This is a genomic window from Nocardioides sp. CPCC 206347, assembly GCF_048654605.1.
Classification (GTDB): domain Bacteria; phylum Actinomycetota; class Actinomycetes; order Propionibacteriales; family Nocardioidaceae; genus Nocardioides.
Genome location: NZ_JBMCYZ010000001.1, coordinates 1,209,875 through 1,228,710, shown reverse-complemented (window position 1 = coordinate 1,228,710; position 18,836 = coordinate 1,209,875). Strand labels below are relative to the sequence as shown.

Here is an 18,836-nt window from a genome sequence, read left to right as displayed (position 1 = left end):
TAGGAGTGCCGGACCGACCCCGTCGTCCGGACGTGGACGTGCTGTGGAGGACGAGGTCGGAAGCGGCGAGCTGTGGAGACGCGATGGCCCTGCGGGAGGCTCAGGAGGCGGGTGGGGTGGCGCGGTCGGCGTTGCTCCGGATGGCCGCGGTGTACGTCGGGAACAGCGCTGCCGGCATGTCGTGGCCCCAGCCGCTGATCAGGGTGACGCGAGCGCCCGGGATCGCGGCGGCGGTGGCGCGCCCGCCCGAGACGTGCACCATCTTGTCGGCCATGCCGTGCAGGACCACGGTCGGCACCGTGAGGCCGGCGAGTGCCCGGGTGCGGTCGTCCTGGGTGAGGACCGCCATCATCTGGCGCAGGACGCCGGCGCGGGACACGCCCCGGTCGTAGGTGTCCCCGGCGCGCGAGCGCAGCTTCTCCTCCGTCTGGGGGAACCGCGGGGAGCCGATGATCTTCCAGACCGCGACGCTGCCCGCGATGTACGCCTCGCGCTCCGGACCGCGCTTGGCGATCAGCGTCGGGATCAGGCTCGGGTGCTGGCGTCCGACACTGCGGCGCCCGGTCGTCGACATGATGCTGGCCAGGCTGCGCACCCGTTCGGGTGACTCGAGCGCCATGGTCTGCGCGACCATCCCTCCCATCGACACACCGGCGACGTGCGCCGACTCGATGCCGAGGTGGTCGAGCAGCCCGAAGGCGTCGCCCGCCAGGTCGGCGATGGAGTACGGCGCCGCGGTGGGTGCGCCGACGAAGGCCCGGACCAGGTGACCGCGACGCACGCGGCCGGGGCTGCGGGTGGACTTGCCGGTGTCGCGGTTGTCGTAGCGGATGACGTAGAAGCCGGCGGCGGCCAGCTGGGTGCACAGCTCGGTGTCCCACCACGTCATGGGTCCGCCGAGGCCCATCACCAGGAGCAGGGGATCGGAGCCCGGATCGCCGAACGTCTGGTAGCACAGCTCGATGGTCGGGGTCACTGGTGCGAGCAGTTCATCCGAGATGGTCACTTCGGGTGGGGTCGCGTTCTGCGTGGGGCCAGACATGGCTCCAGTGTGCCCAATTGCCGGAAGTTGTCGTTTCAACCACGTAACATCCCGAACGTGAGCAACACGATGGCGCCCTGGTTGCTGCCCGACGGCTACGGCCGCCCGGCACTCGCGGCGCTCCTGCGCGAGGGCAGCGTGGTCACCGAGGCCGGCCGCTTCGCGGTCCGCCGTGGCGCCGCCCGGCACACCCGTCGTCGTACTCCCTTCGCAGGAGGGGCTGCCGCCCGCGCCGCGGAGCCGGTGCTGCTCATTCCCGGATTCCTCGCCGGTGACTGGACGCTGGCCGGGATGAACAGGGAACTGCGCGAGCGCGGTTTTCGCACCTACCGCTCGCACATCCACGCCAACGTCAACTGCACCCTGAAATCGGCGCTCGACCTCGAGGCGCGACTCGAGCGGCTCGTCGAGCGACGCGGCTCGCGGGTGCAGATCGTCGGGCACAGCCTGGGCGGCATGATCGGCCGCGGGCTCGCCGCCCGCCGCCCCGACCTCGTCGCCGGACTGGTGACGATGGGGAGCCCGATGCGCGCCCCGGCCGCGCACCACGCCCTGCTGACCCGCGGCGTGCGCGCCCTCAACCTGCTCTCGGACGCGGGCCTGCCCGGCGTCATGTCGAGCGACTGCGTCGGCGGTGAGTGCGCCCACCTGAGCTTCGTCGAGGTCCAGGAGCCGCTGCCCACCGACGTGCAGATGACGAACATCTACTCCAGGCGCGACGGCATCGTCGACTGGAAGGCCTGCATCGACCCGGAAGGTCGCGCCGTCGAGGTCCGCGCCTCGCACGTCGGACTCGCCGTCGACCCACGGGTCATCGACATCGTCTCGGCGTCACTGCTGCAGCAGAGCGCGGCGTTCGCCCGCGACCTGACGGCGGTCGCAACCGCCTGACGTCGTCGGCCGATCCACCCAAGGAGCGGCTTCGCGTCTCCGCCGGCTCGTCCTGCGCCGTCTCCGACGCAGTTCAAGGCGCTTCGGTGGATCCGTGGACGAGCCTGTGGATGGCCAACTGCAAGGAAGTCGCTGCGATGTGACGATCATCCGGTGCGCGAGGAGACCGCCGACGATCGATCGGTCCTCCTGCATGCGCTGAAGGCCCTCGGAGGAGTGGCGTCCCGCGCCACCTTGATACGAAGCACGTCACGACGCCATGTCGACCGCGGGCGACGCGAGGGGTGGATCAGACAACTCGCCCGCGGCGTGTACGGGCTCCCGGACGTCGATGATGCCTTGTCCGTCGCCGCGTCTGCGCGCGGCGTGCTCAGCCTGACGAGTGCGGCACTGTGGCATGGATGGGCGGTCAAGGCCGTGCCTGAGCTCCCGCACGTGACCCTGGCGCGCGGACGCCAGGTTGCGCCGGACCTCGTCGGTCGGGCGCAGTGGCATCGCTGCGACCTGCATCCTTCGGAGATCGAGGCGGGGATCGTCACCTCGAAGGAGGTGACGCTGATGCAGTGCCTGCGAACGCTGCCGCCAGATGAGGCGCTGGCCATCGCGGACTCCGCTGCCCGCGCCGGGGAGTGGTCCCTGCTGCGGCGCGTGGCGGCGTCGGCTCGTGGCCCGGGCAGCCGACAGCTCCGGGAAGTGGTGAGCGCCGCCAGCGACCAGGCCGCCAACCCGTTCGAGTCGGTGCTTCGCCACATCTGTTCGACCGTGCCCGGTCTGGGCATGGTGCCTCAGGTGTGGATCGAGAGCCACGAGGGACCGGTGCGCCCCGACCTGGTCGATCGCGACAACAGGATCATCGCCGAAGCGGACTCGTTCGAGTGGCATGGCGGGAGGGCGGCCCTGCGTCGTGACGCTCGGCGCTACAACCTGCTCGTGATCGACGGTTGGTGGGTGCTGCGGTTTGCGTGGGAGGACGTCATGTTCGACCCCGACTACGTCCGCCTGGTCCTCACGCAGACCGTGCTCCTCGCACAGCGATCCACCGAACTGCCGTGCCGGCGGTGCGACGCTGCCTGATCGCGCCCCGTCGCTCGCCGTTGGGTGGATCGGACTACGAGCAGGCGTCAGTCGAACGCGATGCTGGAGTAGCCGCGCAGCTTCGAGAGCTGGTGCTCCGAGGTGATGGTGCGGATCGTGCCGCTGCGCGAGCGCATCACCAGGGACTGGGTGGTGGCGCCGCCGGCGCGGTAACGCACGCCGCGGACCAGCTCGCCATCGGTGATGCCGGTCGCGACGAAGAAGCAGTCGTCGCCGGTGACCAGGGTGTCGGTGGTGAGGATGAAGTCGGGGTCGAGGTTGTGGCCGGCGTCGATGGCGCGCTGGCGCTCCTCGTCGTCGGTCGGCCAGAGCCGGCCCTGGATGGTGCCGCCGAGGGCCTTCATCGCGCAGGCCGCGATGATGCCTTCGGGAGTTCCGCCGATGCCGAGCATCAGGTCGATGCCGGTGTCCGCGCGGGCGGCCATGATGGCGCCGGCGACGTCGCCGTCGGAGATGAACTTGATCCGCGCACCGGTGGCCCGGATGTCCTCGACCAGCTGGTCGTGGCGCGGGCGGTCGAGCAGCACGACCGTGACGTCGGACGGGTTGGAACCCTTGGCCTTGGCAACCTGGTGGATGTTCTCGGCGACGGGGTAGCGGATGTCGACGACGTCGGCTGCCTCCGGTCCGGTGACCAGCTTCTCCATGTAGAACACCGCGGACGGGTCGTACATGGTGCCGCGCGGCGAGACGGCGAGGACGGCGATGGAGTTGGCCATGCCCTTCGCGGTCAGGGTGGTGCCGTCGATCGGGTCGACCGCGACGTCGCACTCGGGTCCGGTGCCGTCGCCGACCTGCTCGCCGTTGTAGAGCATCGGGGCGTTGTCCTTCTCGCCCTCGCCGATGACGACGGTGCCGTTCATGCCGATGGTCGAGATCATCACGCGCATGGCCTGCACGGCCACGCCGTCGGCGCCGTTCTTGTCGCCCCGGCCGACCCAGCGGCCCGCTGCCATCGCGGCGGCCTCCGTGACGCGCACCAGCTCGAGGGCGAGGTTGCGGTCGGGTGCGGGCGGCTCCACGGTGAGGGCGTCGTTCATGGGGCGAACCCTATCTGGACGAAGCGTCCAGTCGTGACTTTGGAGGGCGTGCCGGACAACGTCTCGGTGCTAGTGCGCGTAGACGTCGACCTCGGTCGCCTTGACCACGAACGTCGCGATCATCCCGGGGGCCAGCCCGAGCTCCGCCACCGACGCGAGCGTCACGTCGGCGGCGAGGTCTCCGGCGCGGACCCGCACCACGTCGCCGACGGGTTCGAGCTCGGTGATCTGCACCGGGATCGCGTTGCGCGGACTGCCCCCTGGTGCGTCGCGGTGCACGGCGACGGCGGAGGGCCGGAAGACGGCCACGGCGGCGGAGCCGTCGAATGGTGCGGGGTCGGCGGCGGTGCCGTGCAGCACGGTGCCGTCGGGTCGTCGTACGCCTTCGGGGGTGGCGAGGCCGGACACCAGGTTCAGGCCGGCGAAGCGGGCGGCGAACGCGCTCCGCGGCCGGGAGAGTACGACGTCCGCCGGGCCCTGTTCCGCGATCCGACCGCCCTCCATCACCACGACCCGGTCGGCCAGGAGCAGGGCGTCGAGGACGTGGTGGGTGACGATCACGGTGGTGCGGTCGGCGAGGACCCTGCGGAGCAGCTGGCGCAGCGCGGGCGCGACGGAGATGTCGAGCGCGGCCATCGGTTCGTCGAGCAGCAGCAGCCGGGGCTCGGCCGCGAGGGCGCGGGCGACGGCGACGCGCTGGGCCTGGCCACCGGAGAGCTGCGCGGGTCGCCGGCCGGCCAGGTCGCCGGCGTCGACCTCGGCGAGCCAGCGTTCGGCCGTGGTGCGTGCCTCCCGTCGGCTGGCGCCGGTGCTGCGGGGACCGAACGCGACGTTGTCGAGGATGCTCAGGTGGGGGAAGAGCAGCGCCTCCTGGGCCAGCAGGGCGGTGCGGCGGGCGTGGGGCCGGACCCAGCGGTCCGGTCCGGTGACCTCCTCGCCGCCGATCACGACACGGCCGGTGTCGGGCCGGAGCAGGCCGGCGAGCACGGCCAGTGCGGTGGACTTCCCGGCGCCGTTGGCGCCGAGCAGCGCGACGGTCTCGCCCTCGGCGACCTCGAAGGCGATGTCGACGCCGCGGTCGGCGACGGTGGCCTCGATGAGGGCACTCATGATGCCGCCCGAGGACGGACCAGGCCGATGACCAGGACGGCAACCACGACGAGCAGCAGGGACATCGCCACGGCAGCGTCGGCGTCGGTCGCGCGGAGGTTGTAGATCAGCAGCGGCAGGGTCCGGGTGGTGCCCTCGAGGCTGCCGGCAAAGGTGATCGTCGCGCCGAACTCGCCGAGGGAGCGGGCGAAGGCCAGCACCGCGCCCGAGGCGAGGCCGGGGAGGACCAGGGGCAGCGTGACGCGGCGCAGCACGGTGGTGGGTGCTGCGCCGAGCGAGGCGGCCACGACGTCGTACTTCTCTCCAGCGGTGCGCAGCGCCCCTTCGAGGCTGACCACCAGGAAGGGCAGGGAGACGAAGGTCTGGGCGAGGACGACCGCGATGGAGGTGAACGCGATGCGCACCCCGAAGGCCTCGAGGTGCTCACCGAGCAGGCCCTGGCGGCCGAAGGTGGCGAGCAGGGCGATGCCGCCGACGACGGGAGGCAGGACAAGGGGCAGCAGGACGACCGAGCGGAGCAGCCCCAGCCCACGGAACTCGCTGCGCGCGAGCACCACCGCGAGGGGGACGCCGAACAGCAGGCACAGCAGGGTGCTGGCGGCGGACGTGCGGATGCTCAGGCCGAGCGCGGACATCGCCGCGTCGGAGGTGATCAGCGAACCGAAGTCCGCCCAGTTGATGCGGGTGGCCAGCGAGGCCACCGGGAGCACCACGAACACGACGGCCAACAGCGCCGGGATGAACACCCAGCGCGGCAGGCCGACGTGGCGAGTACGAGTCATGACGCCGGCGGTCCGAACCCGGCGTCGGCGAACACCTGCTGGCCCTCGGCGCCGAGGACCAGGTCGACCCATTCCTGAGCGAGGTCGGCGTGGTCCGAGCCCTCGACCACGACCAGCGGGTAGTGGTTGACGGCCGAGGCGGCCTCGGGGAGCTCGATGCCCTCGACCTTGTCGCCGGCGCCCTTCACGTCGGTGACGTAGACCAGTCCGGCGTCGGCCTCGCCGCTCTCGACCTTGGCGAGGACGTCGGTCACGGACTGCTCCTCGCTGACCGGCTCGAGCGTCAGTCCGGCACCGTCGGCGACCGTCCTGGCGGCGTTGCCACAGGGCACCTCGGGTGCGCAGAGGACGAGCTGGAGGTCGTCCCTGGCCAGGTCCGCGAGTGTCTTCACCCCGGCCGGGTTGCCCGGCGGCACGGCGATGACCAGGGTGTTCGTCGCGAACTCGGCCGGGTCGCCCGCGGCGAGGTCGGCCTCGACCAGCTTGGCCATGTTCTTGTCGTCGGCCGACGCGAAGACATCGGCCTCGGCGCCCTCGGTGATCTGGGCGACCAGGTCGGACGAACCGGCGAAGGAGAGCCTGACGTCGACGTCCGGGTGGTCGTCCTCGTACTGCTTCTCGAGCTGTTCGAAGGTCGTGGTCAGCGACGCCGCAGCGAAGACGGTGAGCGTCTCCTTCTCGCCGTCGTCGTTCCCGCAGGCCGCCAGGGGCAGGGCCAGGAGAAGGAGCAGCAACGCCAGGACCCGCGTCATCGGACCGGCCTCTCGACGACGACGTTGGTGGACTTCACCGAGGCGATCGCGCGGACGCCCGGCTCGAGGCCGAGCTCGAGGGCGGCCTCGGTGCTCATGAGGGACACGACGCGGTACGGGCCGCACACCATCTCCACCTGGGCCATCACGGTGTCGGTGACGACCCGGGTGACGATGCCGGTCATCCGGTTGCGGGCGCTGACCTCTCCGGCGCGGGTGCGGTCGTGCTCGGCGTCGTCGAGCAGGGAGGTGGCAAGTGCCGCGAGGTCGGTTCCCGCGATGGCGGTGCGGCCGTCGGCGGTGCTGCTCGGCACCCGGCCGGCGTCGATCCAGCGCCGCACGGTGTCGGTGCTGACGCCGAGGAGCTCGGCTGCCTCGGCCACGCGATAGTCGCTCATGCGTGCATTCTCTCGCATCTGCGTCTGTTTTGGGCCAGAGGGGGCGCATTTGCGTGTACGACGTCCCCGACTGCCGTCCGTCGAGGAGCCGCCGGGATACTTGACCCGTCATGAGCACCCCGAAGACAGAGCCCACCGGAAAGGCCGGCCGCTACCAGCGATCCGCCGCCGGCCTGGTGACCTCGCTGGTCGTGACCGTGATCGGCCTCGGAGCGCTGCTGTACTTCACCGGCGCCTTCCGGCACGACCTGGTGATCAAGCCCGAGGCGATCGACTACGCCGGGACCATCGCATCGGCGCAGCAGGCCGGGCTCACGCCGGTCTATCCCGCGACCCTTCCCGACGGCTGGATCGCGACGGGTGTCGACATCGTTCCCGGCGACGACCCGGTCTTCATGGTCCGCCTGCTGACCGACGACGGCGACTTCGTCGGCGTCCGTCAGGAGGACTCGACGATCCCGGCGCTGCTGGCGAAGTGGGTGGACGAGGAGACGCAGGTCGCCGACGCCTACACCGTTCCTGCCAGCGTGACCGCGCCGGTCGTGCGTGATTGGAAGGGCTACACCGACGACGGTGGTGACACCGCGTTCGCCGCCGAGCTCGGCGACGACTCGCTGCTGGTGTTCGGGTCGGCCTCGGCCGGGGACCTCCAGGTCGTCGTCGACAGCTTGACCACCGAGCCGATCAAGAACTGACCCGGCGGGTCAGTCCTCGTCGGCAGCCTCGAGCACGGCGTCGAGCCGGGCCCGTGCGCCGTCGATCCAGTCCTGGCAGATCGTGGCCAGCTTCTCGCCGCGCTCCCAGAGCGTGAGCGACTCCTCCAGCGTGGTGCCGCCGGCCTCGAGCTGCCGAACCACCTCGACCAGTTCGGCCCGGGCGTCCTCGTAGGACGGGGTCTCGTCAGGCGATTCACTCACGGGTTCTCCTCGATCAGTTCGGTCGTGGTGGCGGTGGCGTTGATCCGGCCGTCGGCGACGCGGACCGTGAGGGAGGCGCCGGGGGCGATGTCGATGGCCGAGGTCACGACGTGGCCGTCGGCGTCCTGGAGCACGGCATATCCGCGCTGCAGGGTGGCCAGCGGGGAGAGCGCCTTGACCCGCGCCCGCCGGTGGTCGATGTCGTCGGCCGCCCGGTCGAGTCGGGTCTCGAGCTGGCGGCGGATCCGGATCCGCCAGTCATCGAGCTCTTCGGCCCGGGCGTTGAGCAGGGTGCGGGGGTCTGCCAGCACCGGGCGGGACCGGATCGCGTCGAGCTGGCCCTGCTCCCGGTCCAGCCGCATGGTCACGGCCTGGCGGATGCGCGCGCGGGCCTCGATCACCCGGCTGCGTTCCTGGAGCATGTCCGGAACGATCAGCTTGGCCGCATCGGTCGGGGTGGATGCGCGGAGGTCGGCGACCAGGTCCAGCAGCGGCGAGTCGGGTTCGTGGCCGATGGCGGAGACGACGGGCGTGCGTGCGGCGGCGACCACCCGGATCAGTCCTTCGTCGGAGAACGGCAGGAGGTCCTCGACCGAACCGCCACCGCGGGCGATCACGATGACGTCGACCTCGGGGTGCGCGTCGAGGCGACGGACCGCCTCGATCACCTCGGCCGCGGACTTGTGGCCCTGCATCGAGGCGTAGGCGATCTCGAAGGACACGGCCGGCCACCGGCGGGTGGCGTTCTCGACCACGTCCCGCTCGGCGGCCGACTTGGGCGCGGTGACCAGCCCGACCCGGCCGGGGAGCGTGGGCAGGCGGCGCTTGCGCTCGGACGAGAACAGGCCCTCCGCGGCCAGGAGCTGCCGGCGTTGCTCCAGGCGGGCGAGCAGCTCGCCCAGTCCGACCATCCGGATGTCGCGCGCCTGCAGGGACATGCTGCCGCGGTTGGCGTAGTACGTCGGCTTCGCGTGGATGACCACCGAGGCGCCCTCGGTCACGGGCGTGGCGAGCCCGTCGAAAAGGACCCGCGAGCAGGTGACCGGCACCGAGATGTCGGCGACCGAGTCGCGCAGCGTGAGGAAGACCGTGGCCAGCCCCGGACGGCGACTGATCTGGGTGACCTGGCCCTCGACCCACACCGCACCCAGCCGGTCGATCCAGCCCGAGATCGCGTTCGCGATCGCACGGACCGGAGCCGGCTTCTCGAGCGAGGTCTCCAGGGTCACGCCCGCGAGCCTATTTGATCGGGCCGACATCGACGGCACAGTGGGGGCGTGACGACAGCCCTGGTGATCGGTGAAGCGGTTCTCGACGTGGTCCAGGCTCCCGGAGCGGCGCCCGTCGAACGGCCCGGCGGCTCGGCCGTCAACGTCGCCGTCGCCCTGGCCCGGCTGGGTCGCCCGGTCCGGATCGCGACCGCCTACGGGCCCGACGCGGCAGGCGAACTCCTCGAAGGGCACCTGCGGACCGCCGGGGTCGACCTCGCGGCCGATCCGCACGTGCTGGCAGCCAGCCCGCGCGCGGACGCCGTCATCGGCGCGACCGGCGCGGCGTCGTACACGTTCGAGGTGGGGTGGCAGCTGCCCGCCGACGTACCGACCGATGCGCCGCACGTGGTGCACGTGACGTCGCTGGCGCCGCTGATGGCGCCCGGCGCAGCGGACGTCCTCGCGCTGGTGGAGCAGCTGAGGGCCACCACCACGGTGTCGTACGACGTCAACCTCCGCCCCGCGATCACGGGCACCGGTCCCGAGGTGCTCGCCGGCGTGAACCGGATGGCGGCACTCGCCCATCTGGTGAAGGCCTCCGACGAGGACCTGCTGGCGCTCTGGCCTGACCAGGACCCGGGGGAGTCGGCGTCCCGGCTCCTCGAGCTCGGTCCGTCGGCGGTGGTCGTGACGCACGGTGACGGCGGCGCGTCATGGCACTCGCGGTGCGGCTGCGACTGGTGCACCGGTGGCATCCACGCCCAGACGGTCGAGGTCGTCGACACCATCGGCGCGGGCGACACGTTCGGTGCCGCACTGATCGACCACCTCTGGCCACTGCTCGGTGCCGGCGGTGCCGACCGGATCGCAGCGCTCGAGGCGGAGGAGTGGATCGCTGCGCTGGAGTATGCCGCCAAGGCAGCCGCGATCACCGTCGGTCGGGTCGGTGCGGACCCGCCGACCCGCGCCGAACTGGGCTAGGGCCCTACGATTCACGCGTGCGGTTGCGGATCGATCTTGCCTATGACGGCACCGAATTCCGGGGCTGGGCCACCCAGCCGGGACTGCGGACGGTGCAGGAAGAACTGACGTCCGCGCTGACGACGGTGCTGCGCATCCCCGACGGTTCGCTCATGGTCACCGTCGCGGGGCGGACCGATGCGGGTGTGCACGCCCGGGCGCAGGTCGCCCACGTCGACGTCCCCGACGACGCGCTCGCCGTCGCGCCCGACCAGATGTACCGGCTCGCGCGCCGCGTCAACGGCGTGCTGGACCGCGACGTCCGGGTGCACCGGATCGGGCCCGCGGCGGAGGGCTTCGACGCGCGCTACTCCGCGCTGTGGCGGCGCTACTCCTACCGGATCGCCGACGCACCGGCCCTGATCGACCCGCTGCGCCGTCGCGAGGTGCTGCGCTGGGGACGGCACCTCGACGGTGACGCGATGAACGAGGCCTCGGCCTCCCTCGTCGGACTCCACGACTTCGCGGCGTTCTGCAAGAAGCGCGAGGGCGCGACGACGATCCGCACGTTGCTCGACTTCGACTGGCGCCGGGACGACAGCGGGATCCTGGTCGGCCACGTCCGCGCCGACGCGTTCTGCCACTCGATGGTGCGCGCACTCGTCGGGTGCGTCGTGGCCGTCGGCGAGGGACGGCGGCCCGTCGAGTGGGCGGCCGAGGTGCTGACCGGTCGTCGACGCGACCAGGGCGTGACCGTCGTACCCGCGCACGGGCTGGTGCTCGAAGAGGTCCGGTATCCCGAGGACTCCGAACTGGCCAACAGGGCGCAGCAGACCGCCGCCCGCCGTACTTCCACCGAGGCGCCCTCATGAGCGACGAGCACTACTTCACCGCCGATCCCTCGGTGCCGTTCCAGCGGGAGACGGCGTACGCCGCCGTCTGGGGCCTCGAGCTCCAGCTCCAGAGCGGGTCGGGCGTGTTCGCCAGGGGCCGCCTGGACAGCGGCACGTCGATCCTCTTCCGGGAGACCGAACCGCCCGCGGGAGGCCGGATCCTCGACCTCGGTTGCGGGTACGGCGTGATCGGGCTCGCCGTCGCGGCGGCGGTGCCGGACGCGGTGGTCACGGCCGTCGACGTCAACCAGCGCGCCGTCCTGCTGGCCAACGAGAACGCGGAGTCGCTCGGGGTCACCGACCGCTTCACGGCGTCGGTGCCCGAGGACGTCCCGGCGGACGCGGAGTTCGATGAGATCTGGTCCAACCCGCCCATCCGGATCGGCAAGGAAGCCCTTCACGAACTGCTGCTGACCTGGCTGCCGCGGCTGGCACCCGACGGCCGCGCCGTGATGGTCGTGGGCAAGAACCTCGGCGCCGACTCGTTGCAGCGCTGGCTCGGCGAGCAGGGATTCCCGACCACCCGGCTGGCCAGCGCCAAGGGCTTCCGGGTCCTCGAGACGCGCCGCGGCTGACCGGCCGCTGTCTAGGGTGGGCGCATGCCCACCGAGTTCACCGTCCGCGGTTCGCACGTCGCCTTCCAGAGCCCCGAGCGGGGCACCGTCCGGGCCACGCTCGGCTTCGAGGGTCCGGCCCTCAAGCCCGTCTACAACCGGGTCGTGTCCGACCTCGACGCCGTGAAGAAGTCGATCCAGGTGCTGCACAACCCCGAGCACGGTCCGGTCACGTGGTGGGCGACCAAGCACATCCGCACCTGGGCCGAACGCCCGTGGAACCAGGACGGCAAGCAGCTGCCGCTGGTGCACCACGCGAGCATCAGCCTCGAGGTGAAGTTCCAGGACTTCACGAAGCTCACCGACTGGGTCGGCCGCAACGTGACCGGGACGGCCGGGTTCAGCCTCGACGGCGTCGTGTGGGCACTGACCGAGAACAACCGGCAGGACCTCGAGAAGGCGGTCCGCACCCGCGCCGTCCAGGACGCCGCGCGCCGAGCCCAGGAGTACGCCGACGCGCTCGGCCTCGGACAGGTCCGGCCCGTCGCGGTGGCCGATGCCGGCATGCTCACCATGGGCATCTCGCCCATGGACGGCGGCGGTGCGGCGCCGTACATGCGCATGGCCGGCATGGCCAAGGACTCCTCGGGAGCCAGCGAACTCGAGCTCTCGCCCGAGGACATCGAGGTCTCCGCGCAAGTCGATGCGCGGTTCGTCGCAGAGTGAATCTCTCCGAGGTGGCGCGGCTGCTCGACCGGCAGGGCGGGCTGACCCACGAGCGCGCCGCCGTGCTCCAGCAGGCGGCGGCACCCGACCGGGCCGGAAGCTACAAGTGCGTGCACCCCGAGCTCGGCGGGCACGGGTGGTCGCACCCGTGGCCCGACGAGGAGATGACGCCGCACGCCTGCTGTCGCGAGCACGAGCACTGCCCGGCCGAATGGGCCAGGCAGTGACGGGCTACCTGCCTACTGCGGCGTCTGCTCGGAGTCGAGCGACACCTTGAGGGTCGAGCCGTAGGGCATCGCCTGCACGATGCGCATCCGCGCGAGCGCCGGGTGCTCGTCGAGCAGCTTCGCCGCGTTGGCCAACGACCGCAGGGCGGCTGTCTCGGCACGCGCCTGCTCGAGCTGGACCTGGGCCTGCTGCTTGGCGGTCACCAGGCTGGCGTAGGCCGTTCGGAGCTCCACCGGCAGCATGACGTCCTTGACCGCGACGTCCGAGACCTCGATCCCGACCGTTTCGGCGGCTGCTCGTGCGGTCGCCGTCAGTGAGGGCCCGAGACCACGGACAGCGGTCAGGGCTTCCTCCACGGGGACGCCGACCAAGGCGTCTCGCAGGGTGACCTGAACGGCCAGGTAGACGACCGCCAGCGGTTGGGCGGTGTGCTCGGTGAACTGGACGGCATCGATGACGCTCCAACGAATCACGGCGGTCACCTTGACCGCGACGCCGTCGGCGGTGAGGACCTCTTGGGGGGAGACCTGCTCCAGCCGTTCGCGGACGTCGACAGGGAAGTACGTCGCGCCGCGGCGCCGCCGATGCTTGCCCGGCTCGAGTGCGCGTGTCGGGTGCCCCGGTCGTTGCTCGAGGAGCCGTTCCCCGGGCGAGGCAATGGTGGTGAAGAGGGACATGACGGCTTCTCCTTTCGCGTTGTCGGCCATCGGTTGAGCTTGTGGAGGTGACGCCGGACGAAGACACACCACCAGCGGGACCGGAACGTCGTACCGACCGTTCCGGTCGCAAGGCTGGGAAGTGCTGATCTCTCCGTCCGACGCCACCAATGCAGAGGATTTGAACCTCGGGCGCTTGCGCGCCTTGCCAGGTGCCTTCGCAGGGCGTTGCGAGGTACAACGCGCAGAATCTGGTTCGGCACGCCGAACCGCCTGCTGATCTCGCAGGGAGAGGCTACGGCGAGAGCGGGCCGGGCACCTACGGATTGATGGGACCGCTCAGCCGACCTTGCCGTACTTGCGGTGGATCGTCTGCTTCGTGACCCCCAGGAGAGTCCCGATCTCCGCCCAGCTCAGGCCGGCGTGGCGCGCCCGCCGCACGGCGACCTCCTCGCGGCGGGCAAGAACCCGTCGTGCCTCGGCGACAGCGGCCAGTTCGGGGACCACCTCGCCGCCATCGCCTGTGCCGACTGCCGTTCTCATGCCGTCAGCATATGCTGACGGTCAGGGTGCGACAACCGCTGTGGCCAGAACGGCAGCGGCATCGCCCTCGACGGGCTTGCGCTTCCACAGCATCAGCAGCAGGTCCGCAGCAGGCGCGGACAGCTCAGCCACCGGCTCGCCCTCACCGAGGTCGAGCGAGCGGTCGAGGTCAGTCGCCACGAACCGCACCGTCCCCTGCAGGGGTGCGGTCCGGCCGAGCTTGATCTGGCGCGGGTAGAACAGCGTCGCGACCTCGTCGACGCCGTCCCACGCGAGCTCGGGGGAGATCGACCACTCCGCTTCGCGTCCCTGGGAGGCGAGGGCGTCGTACAGGTGGATGGTGACTTCCTGGGTCTGGCGGCGGCGCCAGAAGATGCTCCTCGGCTCGGGTCCGAAGGTCCAGACGGTGTCGTCGGGCGCGGTGGTCCGCAGCGCGTCCAGCAGGGTGCTGGCGGCGGCACGGTAGCCCGCTACGAGTGCCGCCCGATCGGTGCCGACGGCCACGGTGTCGCCGTCCGGAGTGCCGGCCGTGATCGCGTGCGCCGCCCATGCGTGCACCCAGCGGGTGTGCTCTCCGAGATCGGCCAGCGTCCAGCCGGGGCAGGCAGGGACCGGTGCTGTCAGGTCGCCGCCTTCCAGCACCTCGGCGAACCGGTCGGTCGTCGTCTGCAGCAGGTCGATCCACTCCATGGCCGAATCCTTGCAGCAGACTCGCAACAGGATTGCGGGTTGCAGCGTTGGAGGTGTGTGGAAGCAGTGATGGAGTCGAGCGGGGCGGACCCGGCCGCGTTCACCGACGCCCCGGCGTTCGATGACTGGGTCGCGGCGCGTGGCCCGGCATTGCTGCGTCTCGCCTACGTGCTGACCGGCAACGCGGCCGATGCGGAGGATGTCGTCCAGGACGCCCTGTCGCGTGCGTTGCCGCGTTGGGACCGGATCGCCCGCGTCGAGAACCCCGACGCGTACGTCCGCCGGATGGTGGTCAACGCGCACACCTCGTGGTGGCGGAAGTTCCGGCGTCGCGAGTCGCCATCGGAGTTCGTCGGTGGCGGCGAGGTCGTCGCCGGTCCGGGCGAGGGTCCCGGGCACGACGAACGGGCGCGGATCTGGGCGGCCTGCCAGGCGCTTCCCGAGGCGCAGCGGACCGCCGTGGTCCTGCGTTTCTACGAACAGCTCGAGTACGACGAGATCGCGGCGTTGACGGGGGTCCGCGAGGGCTCCGTCCGCTCGCGGGTGTCGCGCGGGATCGCCGTACTCAGGACCGAGCTGGGCAACCTGAACGAGCAGGACAGGGGTGAGCGAGATGACTGACTTCGAGGAGCAGGTGGGCGCAACGCTCGCCGCCGTCGCCGAGGAGGCGCCGGACGCGTCCGGCCTGACCGCCGGCGCCCGCCGTCGTCATCGCGTACGACGCCAGCGGCGGATCGCCGTGGGGGGAGTCGCGGCCGCGCTCGTCGTGGCGGTGTCGGCTGTGGCCCTCGGTGCTCGCGACGGCGGGTCGCCTGACATCGCGGAGGATCCGACCGAGACGCCGTCTGCCGCCTGGCAGACGATCTCGGAAGGCGATCTCCGCGCCTCGTTGCCGCCCGACTGGAAGGCCTACGACTGCGGGGGCGACAACGCCGCGGCGAGCCGCAGTGTCTATGCGGCACCCGGTGAGGATCCGTGCGCCGACGGGAGGGGGACCTCCTTCGAGGAGTTTGAGACCTACGAGCCCCTGGATGCTGCGGGGGTGGTGGTTCGGCGGCCGGGCGACGGCCGTGCGTACTGGACCGCCTACGTCCATGTCGATGAGTGGATCTTCAACGTGACCTCCGCCGACCGCGACCTCACGCGCCAGATCCTCGCGACGGCTCGGCTCGACGGGCAGCCGGTGATCGACGGCTCGCAGTGGGTGTCGTTCGAGCGCAACGGCATTGGCTACGACATCCCTGCTTTCTGGGGTGTCGGCGAGAAGGGGGATCGCAGTGGCTATGCCGTCTGCGCGGTGCCGGGCGCGGCGGGTGAGGGGTCAGGTGAGCAACTCGATGACCGGCACTACGGCTTCAACAGGCCCTTCGGGAACCTGCAGGTCACGGTCACTGCGCCGACTCAGGCTGTGGCCGAGATCGTGTGGGCATCACTCAACGAGGCTCCTGACGCGGTCGGTGGCGGGTGTGTCGAGGAGGACTTCAACGTCGGCCTGCTGCCGCCGGAGGGTGGTCCCGGCAAGCCGGTGGAGGGCTCGGAGTCGGCTTCGGTTCCGGGCACCACCGCCGATGCCGCCATTGCGTTCGGTGCGGATCTGGCGCGGTTCCACGCCGCAGGCGAGGACTATCCGATCGACATGTTCGCTGTGGAGAGCCTCATGAAGGACGGCGACCTGGCACCGTTCCAGCCCGGCAACCGGCTCAACATCTACTTCCGGCTGAGGACGCAGCCGGGCGTCCTCTTCTGCCTCGTCAACGAGACCACGGGCGAATACGCCGCCTACGACAGCACGGCGGGCGGATTGATCGGTCAGGGCACCACGGACCCCGGTGGCGTGTCGACCTTCGATGACCGGTGTGCCGCGGAGATCAACGACGGCTGAGGGGGCGATTTCGCGCAGGGGGCAGTTGCGAGGACAGACCGGAATTGAAGGACGACGGCCGCCCAGGATCTCTCCTGGGCGGCCGTCGTTGTGGTGCGGGCTGTGGCCCCACTCCTCAGCCCGCGTCGGTGGTAGCGCAGTCAGCGGTTGGCGGTCATCTTGCGGCGGGCCAGGACAGAGCCTGCTGCGGTCAGTACGCCGCCGCCGGCGAGAACCCACGCCAGGTTCATGCCTTCGTCGTCAGAACCGGCTCCGGCGTCGATGCGGTTCGGGACCTGGACGTCGTCGGCGTCGGAAACGTCGTTCCCGGCAGCCGGCGCCTTGTCGGCCGGCACCTCGTCAGCGGGGACGTCCTCGGGCTTGTCGCCCGGCTCACCGTTGGTGAGGTCGTCGGGGCCTTCGGGGTCGTTGTCGTCCTCGCCGTTGGTCAGGTCGCCGGGGCCCTCGGGGTCGTTGTCGTCCTCACCGTTGGTGAGGTCGCCGGGGCCGTGCGGCTTGGGGTCGTCGTTGTCCTCCGGGTTGGTGATGTCACCGGGACCCTGGGGCTTCGGGTCGTTGTCGTCCTTCGGGATGGCGATGTCGCCGGGGCCCTGCGGCTTCGGGTCCTCGTCGTCCTTCGGGACGGCGATCTCGGCGGGGCCCTCGGGCTTCGGGTCCTCGTCGTCGTGCGGCTGGACGATGATGACCGGGCCGGGCTCGAAGCCGTCGGCGTGAGCGGTTCCAGCGAAGCCGCCGAAGGCGATGGCGCTCGCGGCGAGCGGGGTGGCGATGAGCAGGCGGAGCGCGGTGCGGGTGGTGGTGTTCATGGTGTTCTCCTCAGGTGGTGGGGTCCGTGTGGTTCCCGGTGGCTTGGTGTTCTTGGTGGTAGGAGCGCGTCGGCCTGAGGACCTTGCAGAAACTTCGAGAACCTTCTGGATTCTTTTACGGGGCGTCGGTGGAGTCGCCCCTTCTCGCGGTGAAGTGCCAACACGGGACTGCGCCGAGTGCGGAAGATGAGTGCGGATGCAGCGCGGTGACGCGTACGACGTCACCCGGGCCGTCGGTCACCGGGCATGCCGCTGGCCCCGCTGGTGGGCGGGGTGCGGGGCGTGGTGGCTATTGCTCGGGGTCGGCTGGGTCGACAGTGCGGGGTGGGTCGAGGGCGCGGGTGCCGTCGGGTCCGACGAGGAAGTGGTGGCCTTGGGGGCTGGTCCACAGGTAGTGGCCGGGCAGGACGATCACGTAGCGCCACTTGGAGAAGGTCTTGGCGCGGTGATGTCGTCTGCACAGCGGGACGAGGTTGCAGGGGCAGGTCGCGCCGCCTTGGCCGTGGGGTGTCGCATGATCGAGATCGCAGCGCGTGGCTTGTTTCGGGCAGCCGGGGAACCGGCACGTGTGGTCGCGTAGTTCGACCCGGTGGCGGAGGCGGTCGGGGATCTCGTAGGAATCCACGGGGACGCAGTCGGCGAGGTCGATCACCGGGCGCACGATCACGGTCGTGTTGGGGGCTTGGAGCCATTCCTTGATCTGCGCCGTGCTCACCGGGGCACGGCCTTGCTCCCACCGGCCGACGGGGTTCGCGAACGGGTTGTCCTCGTTGAGGCTGGTGTCGGTGATGTGGACGCTCAGGACGACCTTGCGGCCGGGGTCTCGAGACGGTTGCTGCGCAACCTCCTCGACCTCCGGGTCGTCGGCGAACAGCAGGTCAAGGCCGAGGTCCTGACGGGCCATCTCGCCGACAGACTTGGCCCGACGGACGTCGAAGGAGTCGGTGTCGCCGAGTTGTCCGCGGAGCTTCGCTCGACGGGACAGGGCCTGGTCGAAGTCATGGGCGTCGGCGGCGTCCAGGATCGCGTGGGACTCGACCTGCCCGTTCGCGTCCACGTCGTCGAGGTCCACTCGCCGTCGGTCCGCGGCGGCTTGGCGCTCTTGCTCGGCGCGTTCGGGGTCGAAGCGGATGACCGCTTCGGTGACGAGGCGTTCCAGTTGCGCCCAGCCGACCCCACCAACCGCAGCCAACTGGCGGTCCACAAAGGCCGCGGCGTCGGCGTTGAGCGGGCGGGTGAGGTCCGCGATGCGTTCGGCACGCCACGGCTCCAGGCGACCTTCAACCACTGAGGCGTAGATGCCGGGCAGGCGCCAGGCGCACTCGATGATCCGCCCGACGTACGCCCGCCCACCGTCAGGGGACCTGCCGAGGACGGCGATGAACTCCATCAGGTTGAACTCCGAGACCAGTGGTGCACCGTCGCCGGCGATCGGAACACCGGTGTCGATGACGCCGTCCATGATCGTGGCCGCACCCTCGGTGGTGGTCACGACGTTGTCGGTGGCCCAGTCCACGACGTCGATCCATTCACCGACCACCAGCTCCTGGCGGGTGCGGACCTTGGCCCGGAGATCGGTGAGGATCTCGGCCGTCGTACGGGCACCGTGGCTGCCCGTCAGCGAGGGCTGGGTTCCGAGATCCATACATGTATTAGATCA

23 protein-coding genes are annotated in these 18,836 nt (G+C 70.9%); 10 read left to right on the top strand and 13 right to left on the bottom strand.

The window, feature by feature from the left end:
* Positions 1-100: 100 nt before the first annotated feature.
* Entirely contained in the window at positions 101-1,042 is a 942-nt protein-coding gene (locus ACOACQ_RS05860; RefSeq protein ID WP_420287831.1) for an alpha/beta fold hydrolase, read from the bottom strand.
* Between the two features lie 57 nt (positions 1,043-1,099).
* Between ACOACQ_RS05860 and ACOACQ_RS05855 the strand changes: the two genes are divergently transcribed.
* Positions 1,100-1,933 carry an esterase/lipase family protein gene (locus ACOACQ_RS05855; protein ID WP_420287830.1) on the top strand — a complete coding sequence of 278 codons (834 nt, stop codon included), beginning with the start codon at positions 1,100-1,102 and terminating at the stop codon, positions 1,931-1,933.
* Positions 1,934-2,086: 153 nt separating this feature from the next.
* Positions 2,087-3,007 (top strand): hypothetical protein, encoded by a 921-nt coding sequence (locus ACOACQ_RS05850; protein WP_420287829.1) that lies wholly within the window; start codon positions 2,087-2,089, stop codon positions 3,005-3,007.
* Between the two features lie 47 nt (positions 3,008-3,054).
* Here the strand turns inward: ACOACQ_RS05850 and glpX are convergent, their stop codons facing one another.
* The 5 genes from glpX to ACOACQ_RS05825 all read right to left on the bottom strand — a co-directional run bounded on the left by glpX (position 3,055) and on the right by ACOACQ_RS05825 (position 7,110).
* Complete coding sequence (gene glpX, locus ACOACQ_RS05845; RefSeq protein ID WP_378596796.1) at positions 3,055-4,068, bottom strand: class II fructose-bisphosphatase; 1,014 nt, start codon at positions 4,066-4,068, stop codon at positions 3,055-3,057.
* A gap of 69 nt (positions 4,069-4,137) precedes the next feature.
* Positions 4,138-5,178, bottom strand: coding sequence for a sulfate/molybdate ABC transporter ATP-binding protein (locus ACOACQ_RS05840; protein WP_378596797.1), 1,041 nt, complete (start codon positions 5,176-5,178; stop codon positions 4,138-4,140).
* On the bottom strand, positions 5,175-5,960 hold the full coding sequence (locus tag ACOACQ_RS05835; RefSeq protein ID WP_378596799.1) for an ABC transporter permease: 786 nt from the start codon (positions 5,958-5,960) through the stop codon (positions 5,175-5,177). The genes ACOACQ_RS05840 and ACOACQ_RS05835 overlap by 4 nt, the downstream gene beginning before the upstream one ends.
* The gene (gene modA, locus ACOACQ_RS05830) at positions 5,957-6,712 is read right to left on the bottom strand and encodes a molybdate ABC transporter substrate-binding protein (protein WP_420287828.1); all 756 of its coding nucleotides are present in this window, start codon (positions 6,710-6,712) and stop codon (positions 5,957-5,959) included. The genes ACOACQ_RS05835 and modA overlap by 4 nt, the downstream gene beginning before the upstream one ends.
* A complete protein-coding gene (locus ACOACQ_RS05825) occupies positions 6,709-7,110 on the bottom strand; it encodes a TOBE domain-containing protein (RefSeq protein WP_420287827.1) in 402 nt (133 codons plus the stop codon). Before ACOACQ_RS05825 ends, modA begins: the two co-directional genes overlap by 4 nt.
* A gap of 110 nt (positions 7,111-7,220) precedes the next feature.
* Here ACOACQ_RS05825 and ACOACQ_RS05820 point away from each other — a divergent pair, with 110 nt between their 5' ends.
* The gene (locus tag ACOACQ_RS05820) at positions 7,221-7,805 is read left to right on the top strand and encodes a DUF4245 family protein (RefSeq protein ID WP_378596802.1); all 585 of its coding nucleotides are present in this window, start codon (positions 7,221-7,223) and stop codon (positions 7,803-7,805) included.
* 9 nt (positions 7,806-7,814) lie between these two features.
* Here the strand turns inward: ACOACQ_RS05820 and ACOACQ_RS05815 are convergent, their stop codons facing one another.
* Positions 7,815-8,027, bottom strand: a complete 213-nt coding sequence (locus tag ACOACQ_RS05815) for an exodeoxyribonuclease VII small subunit (protein ID WP_420287826.1) — start codon at positions 8,025-8,027, stop codon at positions 7,815-7,817.
* A complete protein-coding gene (gene xseA / locus ACOACQ_RS05810; protein WP_378596805.1) occupies positions 8,024-9,256 on the bottom strand; it encodes an exodeoxyribonuclease VII large subunit in 1,233 nt (410 codons plus the stop codon). The genes ACOACQ_RS05815 and xseA overlap by 4 nt, the downstream gene beginning before the upstream one ends.
* Before the next feature lie 48 nt (positions 9,257-9,304).
* Between xseA and ACOACQ_RS05805 the strand changes: the two genes are divergently transcribed.
* Genes ACOACQ_RS05805 through ACOACQ_RS05785 form a run of 5 tightly spaced genes read left to right on the top strand, consistent with a single transcriptional unit; the run spans position 9,305 to position 12,598 of the window.
* Entirely contained in the window at positions 9,305-10,219 is a 915-nt protein-coding gene (locus ACOACQ_RS05805; protein ID WP_420287825.1) for a PfkB family carbohydrate kinase, read from the top strand.
* A gap of 17 nt (positions 10,220-10,236) precedes the next feature.
* Positions 10,237-11,070: a tRNA pseudouridine(38-40) synthase TruA gene (gene truA / locus ACOACQ_RS05800; protein WP_378596808.1), complete on the top strand. Its 834-nt coding sequence runs from the start codon at positions 10,237-10,239 to the stop codon at positions 11,068-11,070.
* Positions 11,067-11,666 (top strand): class I SAM-dependent methyltransferase, encoded by a 600-nt coding sequence (locus ACOACQ_RS05795; protein ID WP_420287824.1) that lies wholly within the window; start codon positions 11,067-11,069, stop codon positions 11,664-11,666. Before truA ends, ACOACQ_RS05795 begins: the two co-directional genes overlap by 4 nt.
* A 24-nt stretch (positions 11,667-11,690) precedes the next feature.
* Positions 11,691-12,371, top strand: a complete 681-nt coding sequence (locus tag ACOACQ_RS05790) for an SIMPL domain-containing protein (RefSeq protein ID WP_378596811.1) — start codon at positions 11,691-11,693, stop codon at positions 12,369-12,371.
* The gene (locus tag ACOACQ_RS05785) at positions 12,368-12,598 is read left to right on the top strand and encodes a hypothetical protein (RefSeq protein ID WP_420287823.1); all 231 of its coding nucleotides are present in this window, start codon (positions 12,368-12,370) and stop codon (positions 12,596-12,598) included. Before ACOACQ_RS05790 ends, ACOACQ_RS05785 begins: the two co-directional genes overlap by 4 nt.
* 12 nt (positions 12,599-12,610) lie before the next feature.
* Here the strand turns inward: ACOACQ_RS05785 and ACOACQ_RS05780 are convergent, their stop codons facing one another.
* The 3 genes from ACOACQ_RS05780 to ACOACQ_RS05770 form a co-directional block, all read right to left on the bottom strand.
* Positions 12,611-13,276 (bottom strand): slipin family protein, encoded by a 666-nt coding sequence (locus ACOACQ_RS05780; RefSeq protein ID WP_420287822.1) that lies wholly within the window; start codon positions 13,274-13,276, stop codon positions 12,611-12,613.
* A 318-nt stretch (positions 13,277-13,594) separates the two neighbouring features.
* Positions 13,595-13,798, bottom strand: a complete 204-nt coding sequence (locus ACOACQ_RS05775; protein WP_420287821.1) for a helix-turn-helix domain-containing protein — start codon at positions 13,796-13,798, stop codon at positions 13,595-13,597.
* A gap of 21 nt (positions 13,799-13,819) precedes the next feature.
* Complete coding sequence (locus tag ACOACQ_RS05770; protein ID WP_420287820.1) at positions 13,820-14,488, bottom strand: maleylpyruvate isomerase family mycothiol-dependent enzyme; 669 nt, start codon at positions 14,486-14,488, stop codon at positions 13,820-13,822.
* A 69-nt stretch (positions 14,489-14,557) separates the two neighbouring features.
* Between ACOACQ_RS05770 and ACOACQ_RS05765 the strand changes: the two genes are divergently transcribed.
* Both ACOACQ_RS05765 and ACOACQ_RS05760 read left to right on the top strand, forming a co-directional pair.
* Positions 14,558-15,109 carry a SigE family RNA polymerase sigma factor gene (locus ACOACQ_RS05765; RefSeq protein ID WP_378596815.1) on the top strand — a complete coding sequence of 184 codons (552 nt, stop codon included), beginning with the start codon at positions 14,558-14,560 and terminating at the stop codon, positions 15,107-15,109.
* Positions 15,093-16,370 (top strand): hypothetical protein, encoded by a 1,278-nt coding sequence (locus ACOACQ_RS05760; RefSeq protein WP_420287819.1) that lies wholly within the window; start codon positions 15,093-15,095, stop codon positions 16,368-16,370. Before ACOACQ_RS05765 ends, ACOACQ_RS05760 begins: the two co-directional genes overlap by 17 nt.
* A 140-nt stretch (positions 16,371-16,510) precedes the next feature.
* Here ACOACQ_RS05760 and ACOACQ_RS05755 read toward each other — a convergent pair whose 3' ends face one another.
* Together ACOACQ_RS05755 and ACOACQ_RS05750 are read right to left on the bottom strand one after the other, a co-directional pair.
* Complete coding sequence (locus ACOACQ_RS05755) at positions 16,511-17,176, bottom strand: hypothetical protein (protein WP_420287818.1); 666 nt, start codon at positions 17,174-17,176, stop codon at positions 16,511-16,513.
* Positions 17,177-17,465: 289 nt separating this feature from the next.
* A complete protein-coding gene (locus tag ACOACQ_RS05750; RefSeq protein WP_420287817.1) occupies positions 17,466-18,821 on the bottom strand; it encodes a DUF222 domain-containing protein in 1,356 nt (451 codons plus the stop codon).
* Between the last annotated feature and the right edge of the window lie 15 nt (positions 18,822-18,836).